The 19,190-nt window shown below is 60.4% G+C and carries 18 protein-coding genes and 1 riboswitch; of the genes, 9 read left to right on the top strand and 9 right to left on the bottom strand.

Going from position 1 to position 19,190, the window contains the following annotated elements; all coding sequences use genetic code 11:
- Positions 1–461: 461 nt before the first annotated feature.
- Positions 462–1,625, bottom strand: coding sequence for a 1-acyl-sn-glycerol-3-phosphate acyltransferase (locus F8N21_RS27890; protein ID WP_191624421.1), 1,164 nt, complete (start codon positions 1,623–1,625; stop codon positions 462–464).
- A 143-nt stretch (positions 1,626–1,768) separates the two neighbouring features.
- Between F8N21_RS27890 and F8N21_RS27885 the strand changes: the two genes are divergently transcribed.
- The 4 genes from F8N21_RS27885 (at position 1,769) to F8N21_RS27870 (ending at position 3,978) form a co-directional block, all read left to right on the top strand.
- Positions 1,769–1,951, top strand: a complete 183-nt coding sequence (locus F8N21_RS27885) for a CPXCG motif-containing cysteine-rich protein (protein WP_150645197.1) — start codon at positions 1,769–1,771, stop codon at positions 1,949–1,951.
- 15 nt (positions 1,952–1,966) lie between these two features.
- Entirely contained in the window at positions 1,967–2,227 is a 261-nt protein-coding gene (locus F8N21_RS27880) for a putative signal transducing protein (protein ID WP_150645196.1), read from the top strand.
- A gap of 36 nt (positions 2,228–2,263) precedes the next feature.
- Positions 2,264–2,884, top strand: a complete 621-nt coding sequence (locus tag F8N21_RS27875; protein ID WP_150645195.1) for an SOS response-associated peptidase — start codon at positions 2,264–2,266, stop codon at positions 2,882–2,884.
- A 275-nt stretch (positions 2,885–3,159) separates the two neighbouring features.
- Entirely contained in the window at positions 3,160–3,978 is an 819-nt protein-coding gene (locus F8N21_RS27870; protein WP_150645194.1) for a M48 family metallopeptidase, read from the top strand.
- Positions 3,979–4,139: 161 nt separating this feature from the next.
- On the opposite strand, the gene F8N21_RS27865 is transcribed toward F8N21_RS27870, so the two are convergent.
- From F8N21_RS27865 to F8N21_RS27855, 3 genes are all read right to left on the bottom strand, one after another.
- On the bottom strand, positions 4,140–4,724 hold the full coding sequence (locus F8N21_RS27865) for a TMEM165/GDT1 family protein (protein WP_150645193.1): 585 nt from the start codon (positions 4,722–4,724) through the stop codon (positions 4,140–4,142).
- Positions 4,725–4,813: 89 nt separating this feature from the next.
- Positions 4,814–4,934: riboswitch (yybP-ykoY riboswitch) on the bottom strand.
- Positions 4,935–4,985: 51 nt separating this feature from the next.
- On the bottom strand, positions 4,986–5,984 hold the full coding sequence (locus F8N21_RS27860; RefSeq protein ID WP_150645192.1) for a class I SAM-dependent methyltransferase: 999 nt from the start codon (positions 5,982–5,984) through the stop codon (positions 4,986–4,988).
- 32 nt (positions 5,985–6,016) lie between these two features.
- Positions 6,017–6,982, bottom strand: coding sequence for a 2-hydroxyacid dehydrogenase (locus F8N21_RS27855; protein ID WP_150645191.1), 966 nt, complete (start codon positions 6,980–6,982; stop codon positions 6,017–6,019).
- 92 nt (positions 6,983–7,074) lie between these two features.
- Between F8N21_RS27855 and F8N21_RS27850 the strand changes: the two genes are divergently transcribed.
- The 5 genes from F8N21_RS27850 (at position 7,075) to F8N21_RS27830 (ending at position 16,293) form a co-directional block, all read left to right on the top strand.
- Complete coding sequence (locus F8N21_RS27850) at positions 7,075–7,704, top strand: LysE family translocator (protein ID WP_150645190.1); 630 nt, start codon at positions 7,075–7,077, stop codon at positions 7,702–7,704.
- Positions 7,705–7,865: 161 nt separating this feature from the next.
- Positions 7,866–9,548, top strand: a complete 1,683-nt coding sequence (locus tag F8N21_RS27845) for a fatty acid--CoA ligase (RefSeq protein WP_150645189.1) — start codon at positions 7,866–7,868, stop codon at positions 9,546–9,548.
- Between the two features lie 336 nt (positions 9,549–9,884).
- On the top strand, positions 9,885–11,774 hold the full coding sequence (locus F8N21_RS27840) for a DUF1302 domain-containing protein (RefSeq protein WP_150645188.1): 1,890 nt from the start codon (positions 9,885–9,887) through the stop codon (positions 11,772–11,774).
- A gap of 28 nt (positions 11,775–11,802) precedes the next feature.
- Complete coding sequence (locus F8N21_RS27835) at positions 11,803–13,167, top strand: DUF1329 domain-containing protein (protein WP_150645187.1); 1,365 nt, start codon at positions 11,803–11,805, stop codon at positions 13,165–13,167.
- Between the two features lie 387 nt (positions 13,168–13,554).
- Entirely contained in the window at positions 13,555–16,293 is a 2,739-nt protein-coding gene (locus F8N21_RS27830) for a LuxR C-terminal-related transcriptional regulator (protein WP_150645186.1), read from the top strand.
- A gap of 122 nt (positions 16,294–16,415) precedes the next feature.
- Here F8N21_RS27830 and F8N21_RS27825 read toward each other — a convergent pair whose 3' ends face one another.
- From F8N21_RS27825 to F8N21_RS27810, 5 genes are all read right to left on the bottom strand, one after another.
- A complete protein-coding gene (locus F8N21_RS27825) occupies positions 16,416–16,559 on the bottom strand; it encodes a hypothetical protein (RefSeq protein WP_191624420.1) in 144 nt (47 codons plus the stop codon).
- A 46-nt stretch (positions 16,560–16,605) separates the two neighbouring features.
- Positions 16,606–17,223 (bottom strand): hypothetical protein, encoded by a 618-nt coding sequence (locus tag F8N21_RS27820; RefSeq protein ID WP_150645185.1) that lies wholly within the window; start codon positions 17,221–17,223, stop codon positions 16,606–16,608.
- Entirely contained in the window at positions 17,220–17,384 is a 165-nt protein-coding gene (locus F8N21_RS30625) for a hypothetical protein (RefSeq protein ID WP_191624419.1), read from the bottom strand. Before F8N21_RS30625 ends, F8N21_RS27820 begins: the two co-directional genes overlap by 4 nt.
- Before the next feature lie 27 nt (positions 17,385–17,411).
- Positions 17,412–18,026, bottom strand: coding sequence for a hypothetical protein (locus F8N21_RS27815; RefSeq protein WP_150645184.1), 615 nt, complete (start codon positions 18,024–18,026; stop codon positions 17,412–17,414).
- A partial coding sequence (locus F8N21_RS27810) for a DUF2515 family protein (RefSeq protein WP_224788305.1) occupies positions 18,023–19,190 on the bottom strand: 1,168 nt, incomplete at its 5' end. The genes F8N21_RS27810 and F8N21_RS27815, both read right to left, overlap by 4 nt.

Here is a 19,190-nt window from a genome sequence, read left to right as displayed (position 1 = left end):
GGCGAGGGGGCTTGTCGGAACGCCGCACCGCCCCGCTCGGCTGCGCAGCAGTCGTAAAACCGGCGGATGCGTTCTACCTGGAAAACCGCGATTGCCGGTTTTAGGGCCGCTTCGCGACCCAGCGGGGGCAAGCCCCCTCGCCACAGGTAGGGTGTTCGGCCAACGAGATGTGTAGATACCTATGCCCAGAGGGGCGAGGGAACTGATCTCGAGTGTCCTACGAGCTGCTGCGACCTGTGGAACCGCATCGATTATGGATTCAATGTATTACTTTCAGGTCGCAGCACATCTTCAGAAACCTACAATCTGCTCCCTCGCCCCCCTAGGGAGAGGGTTGGGGTGAGGGGTGGATTTCGGATCAGAACACCGCGTCCGAATCTAATAAGTGTGGCATTAAGGCCAACCCCCTCCAGAAACCAAAACGGCGCCCAAGAGCGCCGTTGTCGTACTCAGCCATCGCCTTACCGCAGCAACCCTGCCTTCACCAAATACTGATTGCGTACCGGTGTCGCATATTGCTTGACCATAAACGGCCGGTGCTCGACCGGACAGGCGTCCAAACGGCTTTGCCATTCTTCCAGGGCCTGGGCCAGTTCCTCGGCCGGGAACAGGTCGGTGGCGGGCGGCACCTGCAATTGCGGGTCGGCGTCGCTCCACTGTGCGTACGCCAGGTAGTGCACCGGGAACAGCCGGTAGCCACCGAGAATCTGCCGGTCCATTTCGATCGCCAGTTGCTTGGTGTCGTCGAACAGTTCGGTGATCGGTGCAGCGAAATTCACGTGCACGCGGCCTTTATAGCCAGTGATTCCCTTGGCGATGCTGGCATCGTCCTCGCCCGGTACCTTGCTGTAAGTGCCGGTGGTGGCGCGGATGTACAGTTCGCGAGCCTTGGCCTGATCGCAGGGGTCGTATTCGTAGCTGATCGACACGGGGGTCAGGTTCAGCGAGCGGATGACCTCGCCGAACGGCTCGTTCTTGCGACTCATGTGGAACATCTTGAGGATCGCCGACTCGGTTCGATCATCGCCGTCCTTGGCGCGGCCTTCGGCCTGGGCGATCCAGATCGATTGGCAGTCGTTGCGGATCGAGTGGCTGATGTAGGCCGACAGCAGTTGATAGGCGGCCATTTTCTCGCGGCGGCCGCTGATGGAGCGGTGCACGATAAAGCTCTTGTTCAGGCGCATCAGGTCGCTGACAAACGGCTTTTGCAACAGGTTGTCGCCAATGGCGATGCGCGGGGTCGGCAGGCCGGCGTGGTAGATGGCATAGTTGACGAAGGCCGGGTCCATCACGATATCCCGGTGGTTGGCCAGGAACAGGTAGGCGCTGCCGGACTTGAACTGCTCGACGCCGGTGTAGGTCACGCCGTCGGTGGCGCGCTCGATCGTGTGGTCGACGTAAAACTCGACCTTGTCCTGCAGGGTGGCCACCGAAGTAATACCGGCGAACTCACGGCGCAGCCGATGAGCTATAAGTGGTTTGAGCATCCAGCCGAGGGCGCCGGCAAAGCGCGGGAAGCGGAAGTGGGTGAGGATATCTAGAAACGCCTTGTCGCCGAGCAGCCGTGCCAGCACTGCCGGGACTTCGCTGTCGTCGTAAGGTCGGATGGCATCGAATTCGCCCATCATGCTCTCTTGTTGGAAACGGCTAGGGTAAGTAAGGGTCTGGATCAAAAAGTAGCCGGGCGCGGTCTGAAAAGTAAGCTCAAACAAAAATAGCCCTGCGAATAGACCGGCGATTATACGCACAAGTCACTCGGGAGACCGCGATGCTGGAAACCGAACGCTACGAATGCCCTTATTGCGGCGAGGAGGCAGAAGCCGTACTGGACCTGTCCGGTGGTGATCAGACCTACATCGAAGATTGTCCGGTGTGTTGTCGCCCCATCACCTTTGTGCTGCAGACAGACGGCCATGAATGGTTGCTCGAAGTTCGCAGCGAAAACGAGTGAAGGGGGTAGGCCTGTATGCAGCGAATCTACGAACCGGAAAACCTGATGGAAGGCGAGCTGCTGCAGGGCATGCTCGCCAGCGAAGGCGTGGAGGCGCATCTGGTGGGTGGCGATCTGCTGGGCGGTGCCGGTGAGCTGCCAGTGTTCGGCCTGCTGGGCCTGGCGGTGGATAACGATCAGGCGCAATACGCACGGGAGCTGATCGCCGCGTACAATGCCGCGCTGCCGCTGCCGGGGGATGAACCGGAAAGCTTTTCTGGCGTTCTGGTCTGTTAGGCTGGCGTTTGTTTTGTTCTAGAGTCGTGTTGCCCCATGTGTGGACGTTATGCCCTGTTTCGTTGGAACCCCGCTTTCGCAGCCCTGCCAGGATTCCCCGCGGATCAGCAGGCGCAGTGGAATATTTCGCCCAACGATTCGGTGCTGATCCTGCGCGCGACCGAGGGTCAGCGTAACCTGGCTCGAGCCCGTTGGGGCCTGACGCCGCCATGGTTGACCGATATGTCGCGGACCCCGGCTCACGCCCGGGCGGAAACCCTGGCCGAGCAGCCAATGTTTCGCGAAGCCTTTCGTTTACGCCGTTGCCTGTTGCCGGCCAATGGTTTCTACGAATGGCGCGGCACCACCCGCAAACGCCCGTACTGGCTGACCCCGGGAGAGGGCTCGGCACTGTTCTTCGCGGCGATCTGGGAGGCTTACCCGGTGCAGGAGCAGGTCTGGCTGAGTACCGCGGTGGTTACCCAGGCGGCTTCAAGCCAGCGCCGGCCACTGATTCTCGATGCCGCGGGCCAGGAAGCCTGGCTGAATCCGGAAACTCCCTTGCACAGCTTGCAGGCGCTGCTCGCCAGCGAGCCGGCGCCGTTGCGCGAGCGCGTGCTGGCAAACCTGGTGAATGATCCGAAGCTCAATGCGCCGGAGTGTTTGACTCCGGGTTGATTCGACTGGAGTCCGTGGAGCATTCGAAAAGATCGCAGCCTGCGGCAGCTCCTACGGGATGTGTGTTCTACCAATGACATTGGAGAAACGCGGTCCGTGTAGGAGCTGCCGCAGGCTGCGATCTTTTTGGGGCGCCCCCTGACTGGCATTGCAGATGGATCTGGGTGAGGTTTTCCTCGGGTGAATCCGAAAATCAGCTGTTACACGTCCGTTGCATCTGGCGCCGATACCCAGCACCGCCTAGGATACGCGCCATGTCTTCAGGGAGCGTATTCATGAGTAAGCCATTGGTTTTGTGTGCACTGAGCGCAAGTCTGTTGCTCAGCGGTTGCCAGTCCGTCAACACCACCAGCGGCGGCGCGGTGGGTGTGGAGCGCAAGCAGTACATGTTCAGCATGCTGTCGACCGCTGAGGTCAACCAGATGTATGCGCAGTCCTACCAGAAGACGGTGGGTGAGGCGAGCAGTAAAGGTTTGCTGGACAAGACCAGTAACGATGCCAAACGGGTCCAGGCAATTGCCAACCGACTGATCGCCCAGGCGCCGAATTTCCGTGCGGATGCGGCCCAGTGGCAATGGGAGGTCAACCTAATCAAGAGCGACGAGCTCAACGCCAGCTGCGGTCCTGGCGGCAAGATCTTTTTCTACAGCGGGTTGATCGACAGCCTGAAACTCACCGACGATGAAATCGCCGCGATCATGGGTCATGAAATTGCCCACGCGTTGCGCGAGCATGGCCGTGAAGCGATGTCCAAGGCCTATGGCATCGAGATGGCGAAGCAAGGCGCCGGCGCCTTGTTCGGCTTGGGGCAGACCAGCCTCGCTCTGGCGGACACCGTGGCCAATTACGGCATGACCTTGCCCAACAGCCGCGGCAATGAAAACGAAGCGGACCTGATCGGCCTGGAACTGGCCGCCCGCGCCGGCTACGACCCGAATGCGGCGATCACTCTGTGGACCAAGATGAGCAAGGCCTCGGAAGGTTCGCCACCCGAGTTCTTGAGCACCCACCCGTCATCCAGCAGCCGGATGGCTGCGTTGCAAGCGGCGATTCCCAAGGTGATGCCGCTGTACCAGAAGGCCAGGAAGTCCTGACCGCCTGATGAACCACAAGAGCTGACAGTACAGCTCTTGTGGCGAGGGGGCTTGCCCCCGCTGGGGCGCGTAGCGGCCCTAAAACCTGCAAGCTCGACCGCGTGCACCGACTTTACGACTGCTTCGCAGCCGAGCGGGGGCAAGCCCCCTCGCCACAATACCTACACCCACCCACTCATCTGCATCGCCTTGTACACCGCGACAATGGCGAGGATGAGGAATGCTGCGGCCGCCAAACGGCGGATCAGGGTCAGGGGCAATTTCTCTGCCGCGAAGTTACCCGCCAGTACCACCGGCACGTTGGCGATCAGCATGCCGAGGGTGGTGCCGATAATCACCAGCCACAGTTCCGGGTATTGCGCGGCGAGCATCACGGTGGCGACCTGGGTCTTGTCACCCATCTCGGCGAGGAAGAAGGCGATCAGCGTGGTCAGGAATGGCCCGAATTTGCGTGCGGTGCTGGCTTCGTCGTCATCCATCTTGTCCGGCACCAGGGTCCACAGCGCCGTAGCGGCGAAGCTCGCGGCGAGGATCCAGTGCAGGGTGGCGTCCGAGAAGAAGCTGCCGAACCAGGCACCGACCACACCCGCCGCCGCATGGTTGGCCAGGGTTGCAGCAACGATACCGGCGATGATCGGCCAGGGTTTGCGAAAGCGTGCAGCGAGAATCAGGGCAAGCAGTTGCGTCTTGTCGCCGATTTCGGCCAAGGCAACGATCGCGGTAGGAACGAGTAGAGAATCCAGCATCAGGTATTTCCTAAGGGGCGGGTCGACACGGCTATGACACGTACAGCCTTCCCGCCCCGGGTAAGGTGTTCGTGTCATAGGTCTTGTCAAACCCTGCGGTCCGTCTGTGCGGACTCTGGGTCGCATACGCCATGGTCTGAGGACCAAGTATGTTGACGTATGCCGGACGAGCATGGCGCTCGTGGGAGACTACTCCCCTAGGACGGAGCGGATTCTGCCTAGGCAAATCCTATTGAGCAAGCCCTGTTTTGCTAAAGGGAGTTACCCACGCTTGGCCCGGTAGATTCTGAAGCCTTGCCCTTCAGCCTTGATTGCACACACACCAAGGTGCTCTTCGATCAAGGGTTGATACTTCAGGAAGCTGTTGGCGACCAGGCGCAGTTCGCCGCCGTTTTTCAGATGTTTGGCCGCTTTTCGCAGCAAGTTCTCCGTCGCGTGGTAATCGGTATGCACCCCGACATGGAACGGCGGGTTGCTCAGAATCGCACTCAAGCCCATGGGTGCGGCGTCGATTCCATCGCCGGTCAGAACCTCGGCGTCCAGGCCGTTGGCGGCCAGGGTCAGGCGACTGCTGGCCGCGGCAAACGCATCCACATCGAGCAGGGTCACGGTGTTATGGGGATAACGCCGTTTGACCGCCGCGCCCAACACCCCGGCGCCACAGCCGAAGTCCAGCAGGTGACCGCTGGGCAGCTTGTCCAGGTGTTCGAGCAGCAGCGCACTGCCGCGATCCAGGCGCCCGTGACTGAACACGCCGGGCAGGCTGATGACTTTCAGCGGGCCCTCGGCCAGCGGCAGTTCGTACTCTTGCGCCAGGCTTTCCAGGCTCACCGCCTCCGGAGCATTGGCCACAGTGACTTGCCAGAGCTGGCAATGCCGCGCGCTGTCGAGTTTGCGCGGTTTGCCAAAGGGATTCAGTTGCTTGGCCGCGCCTTCGATACCGCTGCGCTTTTCACCCACCAGGTACAACTCGCGGCCAGCCAGGCGCGAGGCCAGGGCGTTGAGTACATAGTCGGTCAGGTCCTTGGATTTGGGCAGGAACAGCACCGCGGTGTCGAAGCCTTGAGCCGGCGCATTCACCCCAAAATGGCTGCGCTCGGCAAAGCGTGCATCCAGCGCGGCCTGATCGCCGGCGTGCCAGCACCAGCCGTGGGAGTTCGGCAATTTGCCCAGCAAGTCATCGGCGGGCAAACCGGCCAGCAGCAGCGAGCCCTGGAATAACTCAGCCTGTCGAAGCAGTACTTCACTGCGCGGATCCATGGTCTGCTCCCTGAAAAATGGCGCGCAGTTTATCAACTGACAACCCGCAGCGCTGCACCGTTGAAGAAGCCTTGGGCGTTTTCCGTCAATTGGCCGACGATCCGTTGCCGCGCTTCGCGACTGCCCCAGGCGTTGTGCGGAGTGACGATTAACCGCGGGATGTCGTTGGCGAGCAGGGCGTTGCCGGCAGTCGGCGGCTCGACACTCAGTACGTCGGTGGCCGCGCCGCCGAGGTGACCGCTGCGCAGGGCATCGGCCAGTGCTTGTTCGTCGATCAAGCCACCGCGCGCGGTGTTGACCACAAAGGCGCCGGGCTTCATCAGCGCCAGTTCGCGGGTACTGATGAAGTGACGGGTGTGTTCGTTGAGCGGGCAGTGCAGGGTCAGCGCGTCGATTTGCGGCAGCAGTTCATCCAGCGGCAAACGATCGGCACGGGCAGGGCGCCCGGGCAACTGGCCGAGCAATACGCGCATGCCGAAGGCTTCGGCCAGTCGCGCGACGGCGCTGCCCAGTTCGCCATGCCCGAGCAGGCCGAGGGTCTTGCCCTGCAGTTCGACAATCGGGAAATCCAGCAGGCAAAACTGTCTGGCCTGCTGCCAGCGACCTTCGCCGACTGCTTTCTGGTAATCGCTCAACCGTGTGGCCAGGGCGAGCAACAGCATGAGGGTGTGTTGGGCCACCGACGGTGTGCCGTAGCCCTGGCAATTGCTCACTGTGATGCCGTGGGCGCGGGCGGCATCAAGGTCGACGTTATTGGTGCCGGTGGCGGCGATCAGGATCAGCTTCAGTTCGGGGCAGGCCGCCAGGGTCTGGGCATTGAGCATGATCTTGTTACTGATGACGACGCTGGCGCCTTGCAGGCGTTCGACGACCTGCTCCGGGGTGGTCTGTGCGCACAGCTGCAAGTCGCTGAAGCTGTTTCGCAGCGCACTCAGGTCGAGATCACCCAGATCCAGGGAAGTGTGGTCAAGGAACACGGCGCGGCGATTGTTACTCATCAACTGTACCTTTTGTGGGATTGACTGAAGGCGTAATGTGGCGAGCCTAACAGATGAAACAATTCGTTACTCCCTGCCCAAAAGGAGCCCCCATGTATTGGACAGAGTTCTTGACCGTCGCCCTGATTCACCTGCTCGCTGTTGCCAGCCCGGGCCCGGACTTCGCTGTAGTGGTCCGCGAAAGCGTGACCCATGGTCGCCGCGCGGGCACCTGGACGGCCCTGGGTGTCGGCACGGCGATCTTCCTGCACGTGGGTTACTCGTTGCTGGGGATTGGCTTGATCGTGTCGCAGTCGATTGTCTTGTTCAACGCCCTGAAATGGCTGGCGGCTGCCTATCTGCTGTACATCGGCTTCAAGGCGTTGCGGGCGAAACCAGCCAAACCTGCGACTGACGACCTGCACCAGGAAGCCGGTGAGCGCACAGCCCGTGGCGCCTTTACGTCGGGTTTCGTGACCAATGGCCTGAACCCCAAGGCGACGTTGTTTTTCCTGTCGTTGTTCACCGTGGTGATCAATCCGCATACGCCACTGGCAATCCAGGCGGGCTACGGGGTTTACCTGGCTGTGGCGACCGGTTTCTGGTTCTGCCTGGTGGCCATGCTGTTCAGCCAGCAACGGGTACGTGCCGGTTTCGCCCGCATGGGCCACTGGTTCGACCGGACCATGGGCGCGGTGCTGATTGCCATAGGCGTGAAGCTGGCGTTCACCGAGATGCATTGATTGCATGTCCGCAAGCAGGTGCTGGCGCAAAGCTGGCCACACAGGCCACTAGCACTTGCCCGGTTCTGCAAATCATTCCTTTGGCTGATTTAGCTGGCAGCAAGGGGCTCTAGAGTACCTATCTCTACAGCCATGACCGTGCAGTCAGAAAAGGGAATCCTATGTTGCAGACTCGCGTTATTCCGCCAGCCGAAGGCGCTTATCAATATCCACTGTTGATCAAGCGGCTGCTGATGTCCGGCAGCCGTTATGAGAAAACCCGCGAGATCGTCTACCGTGACCAACTGCGCTACAGCTACCCGACCCTCATCGAGCGTGTCGCGCGGCTGGCCAACGTACTGACGGCAGCCGGGGTCAAGCCCGGTGACACCGTGGCGGTGATGGACTGGGACAGCCATCGCTACCTGGAGTGCATGTTCGCCATTCCAATGATCGGCGCGGTCATCCACACCATCAACGTGCGCCTGTCACCCGAGCAGATTCTCTACACCATGAACCACGCCGAGGACCGCTTCGTGCTGGTCAACAGTGAGTTCACGGGCCTTTACCAGGCAATTGCCGGGCAGTTGACCACGGTCGAGAAGACTCTGCTGCTGACCGACGGGGCGGAAAAAACCGCCGACCTGCCGAATCTGATTGGCGAGTATGAACAATTGCTGGCGGCGGCCAGCCCGCAATACAACTTCGAAGACTTCGACGAGAACTCGGTCGCGACCACGTTCTACACCACCGGCACCACGGGTAATCCGAAAGGGGTGTATTTCACCCATCGGCAACTGGTGCTGCACACCATGGGTGTGTCGACGATCATGGGCAGCATCGACAGCGTGCGGCTGCTGGGCACCAGCGACGTGTACATGCCGATCACCCCGATGTTCCACGTGCACGCCTGGGGCCTGCCCTATGTGGCAACCATGCTCGGGCTCAAGCAAGTCTATCCCGGCCGTTACGATCCTGAGTACCTGGTGGAGTTGTGGCGCAAGGAAAAGGTCACGTTCTCCCACTGCGTGCCAACCATCCTGCAGATGCTGCTCAATTCCAAGGCCGCTCAGGGCACTGACTTCGGCGGCTGGAAAATAGTCATCGGCGGCAGCGCCCTCAACCGCGCGCTGTACGAAGCGTCCAAGGCCAAGGGTATACAACTGACCGCCGCCTACGGCATGTCGGAAACCGGCCCGCTGGTGTCCTGCGCTCACCTCAATGACGAGCTGATGGCCGGTACCGAAGACGAACGCACCACGTATCGAATCAAGGCCGGGGTGCCCGGGCCCTTGGTGGAAGCGGCGATTGTCGACGTGGACGGTAACTTCCTGCCGGCCGACGGCGAGTCCCAGGGCGAACTGGTGTTGCGTGCGCCATGGCTGACCGAGGGGTATTTGCGCGAACCGCAGAAGGGCGCCGAACTCTGGGCCGGTGGCTGGTTGCACACCGGTGACGTGGCGACCCTGGACAGCATGGGGGTGATCGATATTCGTGACCGGATCAAGGATGTGATCAAGACCGGTGGCGAATGGGTGTCGTCCCTGGCGCTGGAAGACCTGATCAGCCGCCATCCGGCGGTACGCGAAGTAGCAGTGGTCGGCATCCCGGATCCACAGTGGGGCGAGCGGCCGTTTGCCCTGCTGGTGGTGCGCGAGGGGCACGCGATCGAGGCCAGGGAGCTCAAGGAGCACCTCAAACCATTCGTTGAACAGGGACACCTGAGCAAGTGGGCGATCCCCAGCCAGATCGCGCTTGTTACTGAAATTCCCAAGACCAGTGTCGGCAAGCTCGACAAGAAGCGCATCCGCGTCGACATCAGCGAATGGCAGAGCAACAACAGCACCTTCCTTTCGACGCTTTAAGCGTCTTTTGCCGTGCCCGAATGGTCACGGCAAGCCCACCAAGCAAGCGCTTGGCTTGTTAAATCGAAAATTTCAGCCATTCTCCCCCTGCCGAAATCTGGCGTTCCGGCGAAAGGACTGTTCCAGAGTGGTTGGGGCTGCAAATCACACTTTAGAGGGATCAAGCAGTACTACCTGCTGGCTATAGTCCGCCCCAAGGATTTTTAAGAACGGAGCAAACGCACAAAACACCGCGATGCACTCTGACTCGACTTTGGGGCAATCTGGTTACCTGTCGTTCAGAGCGTTTTTAGAAGTGCTCACTGCCATAACAATAAAGCACATGGAGTAGCGTCGATGACATCAGTAAACCAGTTCTGGCGCCGGGCGAAACTGCCCCTGGCGGTCAGTCTCGCCTCTACGCTCGCCGGGCCAGCATTCGGCGTCAGTTTCAACATCGGTGAAATCGAAGGTCAGTTCGACTCGTCCCTGTCGGTGGGTGCCAGTTGGTCTACTACGAGCCCCAACAAGAACCTGATCGGTGTCAACAACGGCGGCCATGGCCTGTCCCAGACCTCCGATGACGGTCACTTGAACTTCAAAAAAGGCGAAACGTTTTCGAAGATCTTCAAGGGCATTCACGATCTTGAATTGAAGTACGGCGATACCGGGGTCTTCGTCCGGGGCAAATACTGGTACGACTTCGAACTCAAAGATGAACATCGTCTATTCAAGGATATCAGCGACGAAAACCGCAAAGAGGGCGCCAAGTCCTCTGGCGGGCAGATCCTCGATGCCTTCGTCTACCACAACTACTCGATTGGCGATGAGCCGGGCTCGGTTCGTCTGGGCAAGCAGGTCGTCAGCTGGGGTGAAAGTACCTTCATCGGTGGCGGCATCAACTCTATCAACCCGATCGATGTTTCCGCGTTCCGTCGTCCAGGCGCCGAGGTCAAGGAAGGGCTGATTCCGGTCAACATGTTCTACGTCTCGCAAAGCCTGACCGAGAACCTGTCGGCCGAAGCCTTCTACCAATTGGAATGGGACCAGACCGTCGTCGATAACTGCGGCACGTTCTTCTCGCAGCCGGACATCATCGCCGATGGTTGCGACAACAACCTGCGGGTCCTGAACAAACGCTCCACCATACCTGCAGCGGCATTGCCGGCACTGGCGGCTAACGGTGTAGACATCAATAACGAAGGTGTTCTGGTACGCCGTGGCCCCGATCGGGATGCGCGAGATAGCGGGCAGTGGGGCGTGTCTTTCAAATACAACTATGAACCGCTGGACACCGAGTTCGGCGCCTATTTCATGAATTACCACAGTCGTGCGCCGATCTTCAGTGCCACGGGTGCGCCAGCATCCGCTTATGCCCGAGCGGCCGCGCTGCCAGCCCCGCTGCGTTCCCTGGCTCCATTGATTGTCGCGGGTAGCTCCGAGTACTTTGTCGAGTATCCGGAAGACATTCGTCTCTATGGCCTGAGCTTCTCCACCACCTTGCCTACCGGTACCGCATGGCAGGGCGAGATCAGCTATCGTCCGAATGCGCCAGTGCAGCTCAACTCCACCGACATCCTGTTTGCCGGTGTGCGTCCACTGGGCGGGGCCTTGACCAACGCTTCGCTGCTCAATGGCGTACCGGGGCAGGACTTGCATGGCTATCGTCGTAAGGAAATCACCCAACTGCAGACCACCTTCACGCATTTCTTCGATCAGGTCATGGGCGCCAGCCGTCTGACTCTGGTAGGTGAAGTAGGTCTGACTTATGTCGGTGGCCTGGAAAGCTCTTCCGACCTGCGTTATGGCCGTGATCCGGTCTACGGCCCGGGAGAACTGCCCGCCACAGGTGCCCTCAATACTTGCTCGCAGATCCTCAACACCAGCACCATCAACGGTGCGGGGCCGGGTGCCGCCACCAACAACCGCAGCCGCAATTGCGACGACGAAGGTTTCACCACATCGGCTTCGTGGGGCTATCGCGGGCGTGCCATCTGGGAATACAACGACGTATTCGCCGGGGTGAACCTCAAACCGAACGTGGCCTGGTCCCATGACGTCAGCGGCTACTCGCCTGGCCCTGGCGGCAACTTCGAAGAAGGCCGTAAAGCAGTGAGCCTGGGTGTCGATGCCGAATACCAGAACACCTACACCGCGAGCCTGGCCTACACCAACTTCTTTGATGGCAAGTACACCACCGTGGATGACCGTGACTTCGTTGCGCTCAGCTTCGGCGTGAACTTCTAAGCCCTGCCTCTTCAGGATGAACAAGAATATGAAAGTAACCAAGAGTCTGTTGCACGTCGGTGTCCTTGGGCTGTCTATGCTGGCGACCAGTGTCATGGCCGCTGTTCCCGCGACTGAAGCGGACAAGCTGGGCAAAAGCCTGACGCCTATGGGCGCAGAAATGGCAGGCAATGCCGACGGCTCGATTCCGGCCTGGAAACCCATGGCCAGGAACGCCGGCAACGCCGACAGCAAAGGCTTCCTGTCTGACCCTTTTGCTGCCGAAAAACCGCTGTTCACCATCACCGCGCAGAACGTCGATCAGTACAAGGACAAGCTTGCCCCGGGCCAGTACGCGATGTTCAAGCGCTACCCGGAATCCTTCAAGATGCCGGTTTACCCGTCCCATCGCAGTGCCACTGTGCCGGATGCGGTGTTCGCCTCCATCAAGAAGAACGCCACCACTACCAATCTGGTGTCCGGCGGCAACGGTCTGGAAAACTTCGAGACCGCAGTGCCTTTCCCGATTCCAAAAACCGGCGTCGAGGTTATCTGGAACCACATCACCCGCTATCGCGGCGGCAGCGTGACCCGTCTGGTGACCCAGGCCACGCCACAGCCAAACGGCTCGTACAGCCTGGTGTACTTCCAGGATCAGTTCGTGTTCCGTGACAAGATGAAGGACTACGATCCGGCGAACCCGGGCAACATCCTGTTCTACTTCAAGCAGAAAGTGACCGCTCCGGCACGTCTGGCCGGTGGTGTGCTGCTGGTGCACGAAACCCTCGATCAGGTGAAGGAGCCGCGTTCGGCGTGGGTCTACAACGCCGGTCAGCGTCGTGTTCGCCGTGCGCCACAGGTGTCCTATGACGGTCCGGGTACTGCAGCCGACGGCCTGCGTACCTCCGACAACCTGGACATGTATAACGGCGCTCCGGATCGTTACGACTGGAAACTTGAAGGCAAGAAGGAGATGTACATCGCCTCCGACAGCTACAAGCTCGACTCGCCGCAGCTCAAATACGCCGACATCATCAAGGCTGGCCACATCAACCAGGACCTGACTCGTTACGAGTTGCGCCGGGTCTGGCATGTGGTTGCGACCTTGAAGGAAGGTCAGCGTCACATCTACGCCAAGCGTGACTTCTACATCGACGAAGACACCTGGCAAGCCGCGGTGATCGATCACTACGACGGTCGTGGTCAACTCTGGCGTGTGGCTGAAGCTCATGCTCAGAACTACTACAACTTTCAGGTACCGTGGTACACCCTGGAAACCCTCTACGACCTGCAGTCTGGCCGCTACCTGGCGCTGGGCATGAAGAACGAAGAGAAACGGGCGTATGACTTCGGCTTCACTGCCACCACCAGCGATTTCACCCCTGCTGCATTGCGTCAGGAAGGTGTTCGCTAACAGTTTGTAAAATAGAGGCCGCAACCTCTGGCGCCCCGACTGGTTCGGGGCGTTTTCTTTGGGCGCTCTTCGTAGGAGCGAGAGTTGCAGAGACCTGCGGCGTGTGCGATATCGCCAGGATCGCAGCCTGCGGCAGCTCCTACGCCAAGCCGGTTCCCCCTTGAAATAACAGGTGTACGCAAAACCTAATGTAGAAGCTGCCGCAGGCTGCGATCTTTTTGGGGCGCCCAATGCTTAACTGACTGGCATTGGGGCAAACCTGCGCTGACAATTCTGGTCGTATTCTTTTTGTATCGAATTGTAGTAATAACCTTCAACACAAGGCCTTTTACCGCTAGTCTGCGGACATCTGCAATGCCGACAACAGCAATTAAACAAGAGTTGGCTATGACTGACCTGTCCCGTACACAAGGGCCTTCCGGGGTTGCTGTTCCAGCACAGGAGGGGCGCTTTTATCGTCCACCCTTGCCCGACGGCTACGTACTGCGGCCTCGCTTGTGCGAGCGCCTGAGTGCCGGCTTGAACGGGCGTTTGCTGTTGGTCAGCGCTCCGGCCGGGTTTGGCAAAAGCTCGCTGGCGGTGGAGTTCTGTCAGAGCCTGCCGGCTCACTGGCGCAGCCTCTGGCTCGGCTTGAGCCCTCGCGACAACGATCCCGGGCGTTTCCTCGAGCGTCTGCTCGATGGCCTTCAGCAGTATTTCCCGCGTCTTGGCAGCCAGGCCCTCGGCCTGTTGAAAATGCGTCAGCGCCATCAGCCGTTCGCCTTCGAAGAATGGCTCGATGGCCTGCTCGATGAATTGGCCGAGCACCTCGTGCCGGGTAATCCGTTGTTGCTGGTGCTGGATGACTATCACCTGGCCCAGGGCCCGGTGCTCGATCGCTGCCTGCAATTTTTCCTCAATCATCTGCCCGATGGCTTACTGGTGCTGGTCACCAGTCGGCAGCGTCCGGACTGGCACCTGGCGCGGTTGCGGTTGTCCCGGCAGTTGCTCGAGCTGAATGAGCAGGATCTGCGCCTGACCCACGATGAATCCCTGGCCTTGCTCGATCGGCACAGCAGTTCATTGCGCGGCGAGGCCCTGGAAAGCCTGATCCAGCGCAGTGAAGGTTGGGTGGCCGGGTTGCGCTTCTGGCTGCTGGCGGCCTCCGAAGCGGGCAGTGGCGGTGCACTGCCCCAGGCGTTGCACGGCGGCGAAGGTTTGATTCGCGATTATCTGCTCGAAGAAGTCATCGATTGCCTGCCCGCCGAGGTGCAGTCATTTCTGTACGACACCGCGCCCCAGGAGCGCTTTTGCAGCGAGTTGTGCGACGCCGTGCGCGAAGCCCACGACAGCGCCGAAATTCTCCGTTACCTGCAGGCCCATCAGGTATTCCTGGTGCCCCTGGATGACCAGGGCCATTGGTATCGTTATCACCATCTGTTTTCCGACCTGCTGCGCACCCGTCCCACGGCCAATGCGGTATTGCCGGCGGCCAGCCTGCACCTGCGGGCCTGTCGCTGGTTCAATGCCCAGGGCCTGCTCGACGAAGCGGTGGAGCAGGCGTTGCGGGCCGGGCATCTGGATGTCGCGGCCAACCTGGTACAGAACCTCTCGGAAGAGCAACTGCTGGCCGAACAAAACGTCGGCATGTTGCTGCGCTGGAAAATGGACCTGCCCGACAGCCTGTTGATCAGCACGCCACGGCTGATCGTGCTTTACAGCTGGGCGCTGGGATTGGCCTGTCAACTGGACGCGGCTGAGGAGCTGGCCAGCCATTTGAGTCGTTTCCTGCCGGCGCCTTCGCAGACTGCGCAGAAATCCATGCTGGCGCAATGGCTGGCCTTGAGTGGAATCATCGCCCGCGGGCGCGGTAATCGCGAGCTGACGCTGCTCTACTGCACCGAAGCGTTGGAGAGCCTGCCCTCCAAGCGTTATGGCCAGCGACTGATGTGCCTTTCCACCTTGTCCAACCTGGCCATTGCCGACGGTGACTTGTGGCGTGCACGGGGCTTGAACCGTGATTCTCTGGAGTTGGCACAACGGGTCGGCAATCCGTTGTTCGAAGCGCTGGCCCATTACGACCGCGCCCGAGTGTTGCATGCGCGAGGGGAGATCCACCGCGCACTCGATGAAGTACGCCAGGGTTTGCAGCGCCTGCAGGGGTTATCCACCTTGCGGCTGTATGCGGTGCGTGCACGTCTGACCCTGTATGAAGGCTATTTGCTGACCCTGCTTTCCCGGCCCGAAGCCGGTCTTTCCCGCTTGCAGGCGGGCCTGGTCGAGGCGCGAGCCTGTCGGGATATCAGTGTGTTGATCGGCCATTGCGTGATCGCCTCGCTGGAAGGGAACAACGGTCATTTCGCCAGGGCTTTCGCCGAATTGGCCGAGGCCGAGCGACTGATGCATATCTGGGACGTGCCGCCGATCTACTACCTGGCGATGATCACCCTGGTCAAATGCCAGCTGTGGCTGGCCCAGGGTCGTACCGATCTGGCCGAAGCCTGGCTGGCGCGGTTGGGACAGACCTATAACGGTGAACAGGCGGCAGCGCCTCCGGAGTTCCATCCGCAACTGCCGCTGCACATTGAACTGCAACAGGCATCGCTCGAGGTGATCAAGGGGCAGCCGGCGCTTGCCGAGCAACGGTTGAATAAGCTGGTCGAACACGGGCAGCAAACCGGCCGCCTGATGCTCTGCGTGATGGCGTTGAATCAGAAGGTCGCGTTGCTGCTCGGCAGCGGGCGCGAACCTGAGGCCCGGCAGGCCATGGCTCAAGCGTTTGAAGCGGCGTCGGGGGGCGTCCTGCAACCCTTCGAATGGTTACTGGCCGGGCATCCCGACTGGCTGCGAGAACAACTCCCGAATTGTCCGCAACCAGCGTTGCGGAAAAATCTGCTCGAACGTTTACCGCCGGCCGTGGCCCGTGAGCCGGTCGAACCGCAGCATCACATGGAAAACCTCAGTGCCCGTGAGCTGGCAGTACTGCGATTGATCGCTCAAGGGTGTTCGAACCAGGAAATCAGCGACCGGCTGTTCATCTCCCTGCACACGGTAAAAACTCACGCCAGCCACATCAACAGCAAACTCGGCGTCGAACGCCGGACCCAGGCCGTGGCGCGGGCGAAGGAGTTGGGCTTGCTGGCGTAACGCGCAACGGCTTTTTGAGTGAGGGAATGCACAGCCCTGTGTTGCAGGAAACCAATGCCAACTCAAGCAGCACGTTGCCGGTGAGCGCACGCCACGTCGCCAGCCGAGATGCGCAAGCCCACTCATCGCACGCCCCGGCCTGCGGCGATATCCCGAATCGCCTGTTCGATCCGGTAGCGATCAGGGTACTGCAGCAGCTCATCAAACCGCGCTGCGGCCTTGAGCACGAAGGGCATGCGCTGATGGATATCGGACAGGTCGGCCATGGGGTTGTTGCCGAAGCAATGGTGCGTCCGTCATTAATACGCATGTTCAAGGCCCACCCCGAGACTTGCCAAGTCCGATCGTGATGAGGTAACGCTCCTCTGTGGGACGCTTATGGTCCTTGAAGCGATTAACCACCAGCATCACCTGGTACTGGTCGCCCGCTCGCCAATAGGCCGTGCCACCTTTGTTCACGTCGCGCAATCGGGCCCGCCATTGTGGTGTGTCGGCGAACGATGGAAAGTCCTTGACCCGGATTGGTGTCCAGCCCCCTTGGCGCCATTGCTCCTGCAAATCCAGCACGACCTTTAGCGTATCGTCGAGCAACAGCGGCTCGATCTGCGGGGACATACGGACACTGTTGATCAACTCATCACTTTTGAAACTAATCGTGAAGAAGCGGGCCAGAGGGGTCACGAACCCGTATTGGGGGTCTATGAAACGAAGGCGGGCATCCGACTTCGGCAATCGCCTCCAAAAATGCCCCGGAATGGCTGGATCAATGGCTGCACTGGAGCGCTGGCGCATGGCTTCCCAAGGCTCGCCAATCACCAGTGCGATTTCCGGCTCGCCCGATTGCACTTGAATCGCCGCCACCGTAAGGAGGGCAGCGACCGCCAGTGCAAATACCGCGCGTCGCCAGCCCAAACGTTGCAGCAGGCTCATCGCACGCCCCGGCCTGCGGCAATATCCAGAATCGCCCGTTCGATCTGGTGGCGATCAGGGTTCTGCAGTAGCACATCAAACCGCGCCGCGGCCTTGAGCACGAAGGCCATGCGCTGATGGATATCGGACAGGTCGGCAATGGGGTTGTTTGCCGAAGCCAATGGTGCGTCCGTCATCACGGTGCAGGGTCAAGGCCTCCCCCATGGTGTGGCTAGCTGCAACGTGATGAGGTAGCGCTCCTCTGTGGGGCGCTTATCGTCCCTGAAGCGATTTACCACCAGCATCACTTGGTACTGGTTGCCCGCTCGCCAGTAAGCAGTACCGCCTTTGTTCACGTCGCGCAATCGGGCACGCCATTGCGGCGTGTCGGCGAACGATGGAAAGTCCTTGACCCGGATTGGCGTCCAGCCCCCTTGGCGCCATTGCTCCTGCAAATCCAGCACAATCTTGAGTGTATCGTCGAGCAACAGCGGCTCGACTTGCGGGGACATACGGACGTTACCGACCAGCTCATCATCGAAACTAACCGTGAAGAAGCGGGCCATTGGGGTCACGAACCCGTATTGAGGATCGGTGAAACGAAGGCGGGCATCGGATTTGGGAATGTTGAACCAATAATGCCCAGGAATGGCTGGATCAATGGTGGCGCTGGAGCGCTGGCGCATGGCCTCGTAAGGCTCGCCAATCACCAGCGCGATTTCCGGCTCACTGGCGCCAAGGCGAACTGCCGCCAACACCAGGAGTACGACAACGGCCAGCCCGATCCCGCCCCGTTGCCAACCCACGCGTTGCAGCAGGCTCATCGCACGCCCCGGCTTGCGGCGATATCCTGAATCGCCTGTTCGATCCGGTGCCGATTGCCATCTTGGAGCAGCTCGTCAAACTGCGCCGCCGCCCTGAGTACGAAGGGCATGCGCTGATGGAGATCGGCCAGGTTGGCCATGGGGTTGTTGCCGAAGCCGATGGTACGTCCGTCATCGATACGGCGGCACTGGCTGGCCAGTGTCAGTTCGATGGCTTCAGCGGCGCCGGACGGGAAGCCGATGACGTAAGAGACATGGTTACCGCGCAGCAACCATTCCAGTCGCCAGTCGCTGTACATCGCCGGTTGTAGGATGTTCTGCTGTTCGTGCACGGCAAGACGCGCAACACTTTCGGCGATGTTGCCAGCCTCAATGGCCTCGAAGGCTTGCAGAATTTCCTTGTAGTCAGTGCCGAACCTTAGCGTCTCCTGCGCTACCGGCCAGAGCACCGGGTGCTGGTCATGCCCATAAATGTTTTGACGCGACTCCAAGCAGGTTTCAAGCGCCTTCAACCCACGTTCTTGGTAGAAAGCATGCAGCGGAAACACATCCAGAAACAGCGTGGTATTGCCCATGGCCAGCATCTCGTACACGTACTGGTACAGCCGCTGCGCATACGACAGCGATTCGTCGTTGCGCCCGAGGTCGATGCTCGGCACCGGGTTGTTACGGTGGGCTTGCTCGTAGTCGCGCTGTGCCTGCTCAAACTCCCGCAGTTTCGCCTGCCTGTCTCGCTCACTGCGGCTGAGCAAGCCAAAGAACCCTTTCCTGGCGCTATTCCTCAAGCGCTCTCCCGCCTCATATTCAGCCTGAATCTTATCGATCGAATCGGCGGCGTGCAGCAGGCCGCAACCGACCTGTTTCGAGGCAAAGGCCGCGAGGCCCGCCCACTGGAAACGCTGATCCTCAAGCCATAATCTGGCGTAGGCGGCATTGATGGCACGATTACGCGCCTTGGGGTCGGCGATCAGCCTGCCGCCCGGCGCCACTATGGCTTCGGCTCTTTGCTGGTACCCGCGCCAGAGGTTCTCGCAGACCCGTCCCGGCAGTTCAGCGAAGGTCGGAGTGGGACGGCTCGCTGCAGGCCCGAAACCGGAAGGGCGCGGCTCGGTTACCGAGTGGCGGGCGGCGGCCGGCGCGGCGGGCTGAGCGGCGGCTCTGGGA

Source organism: Pseudomonas fluorescens (assembly GCF_902497895.1).
GTDB classification, from domain to species: domain Bacteria; phylum Pseudomonadota; class Gammaproteobacteria; order Pseudomonadales; family Pseudomonadaceae; genus Aquipseudomonas; species Aquipseudomonas fluorescens_BP.
This window is presented reverse-complemented; position numbering and strand designations above follow the sequence as displayed.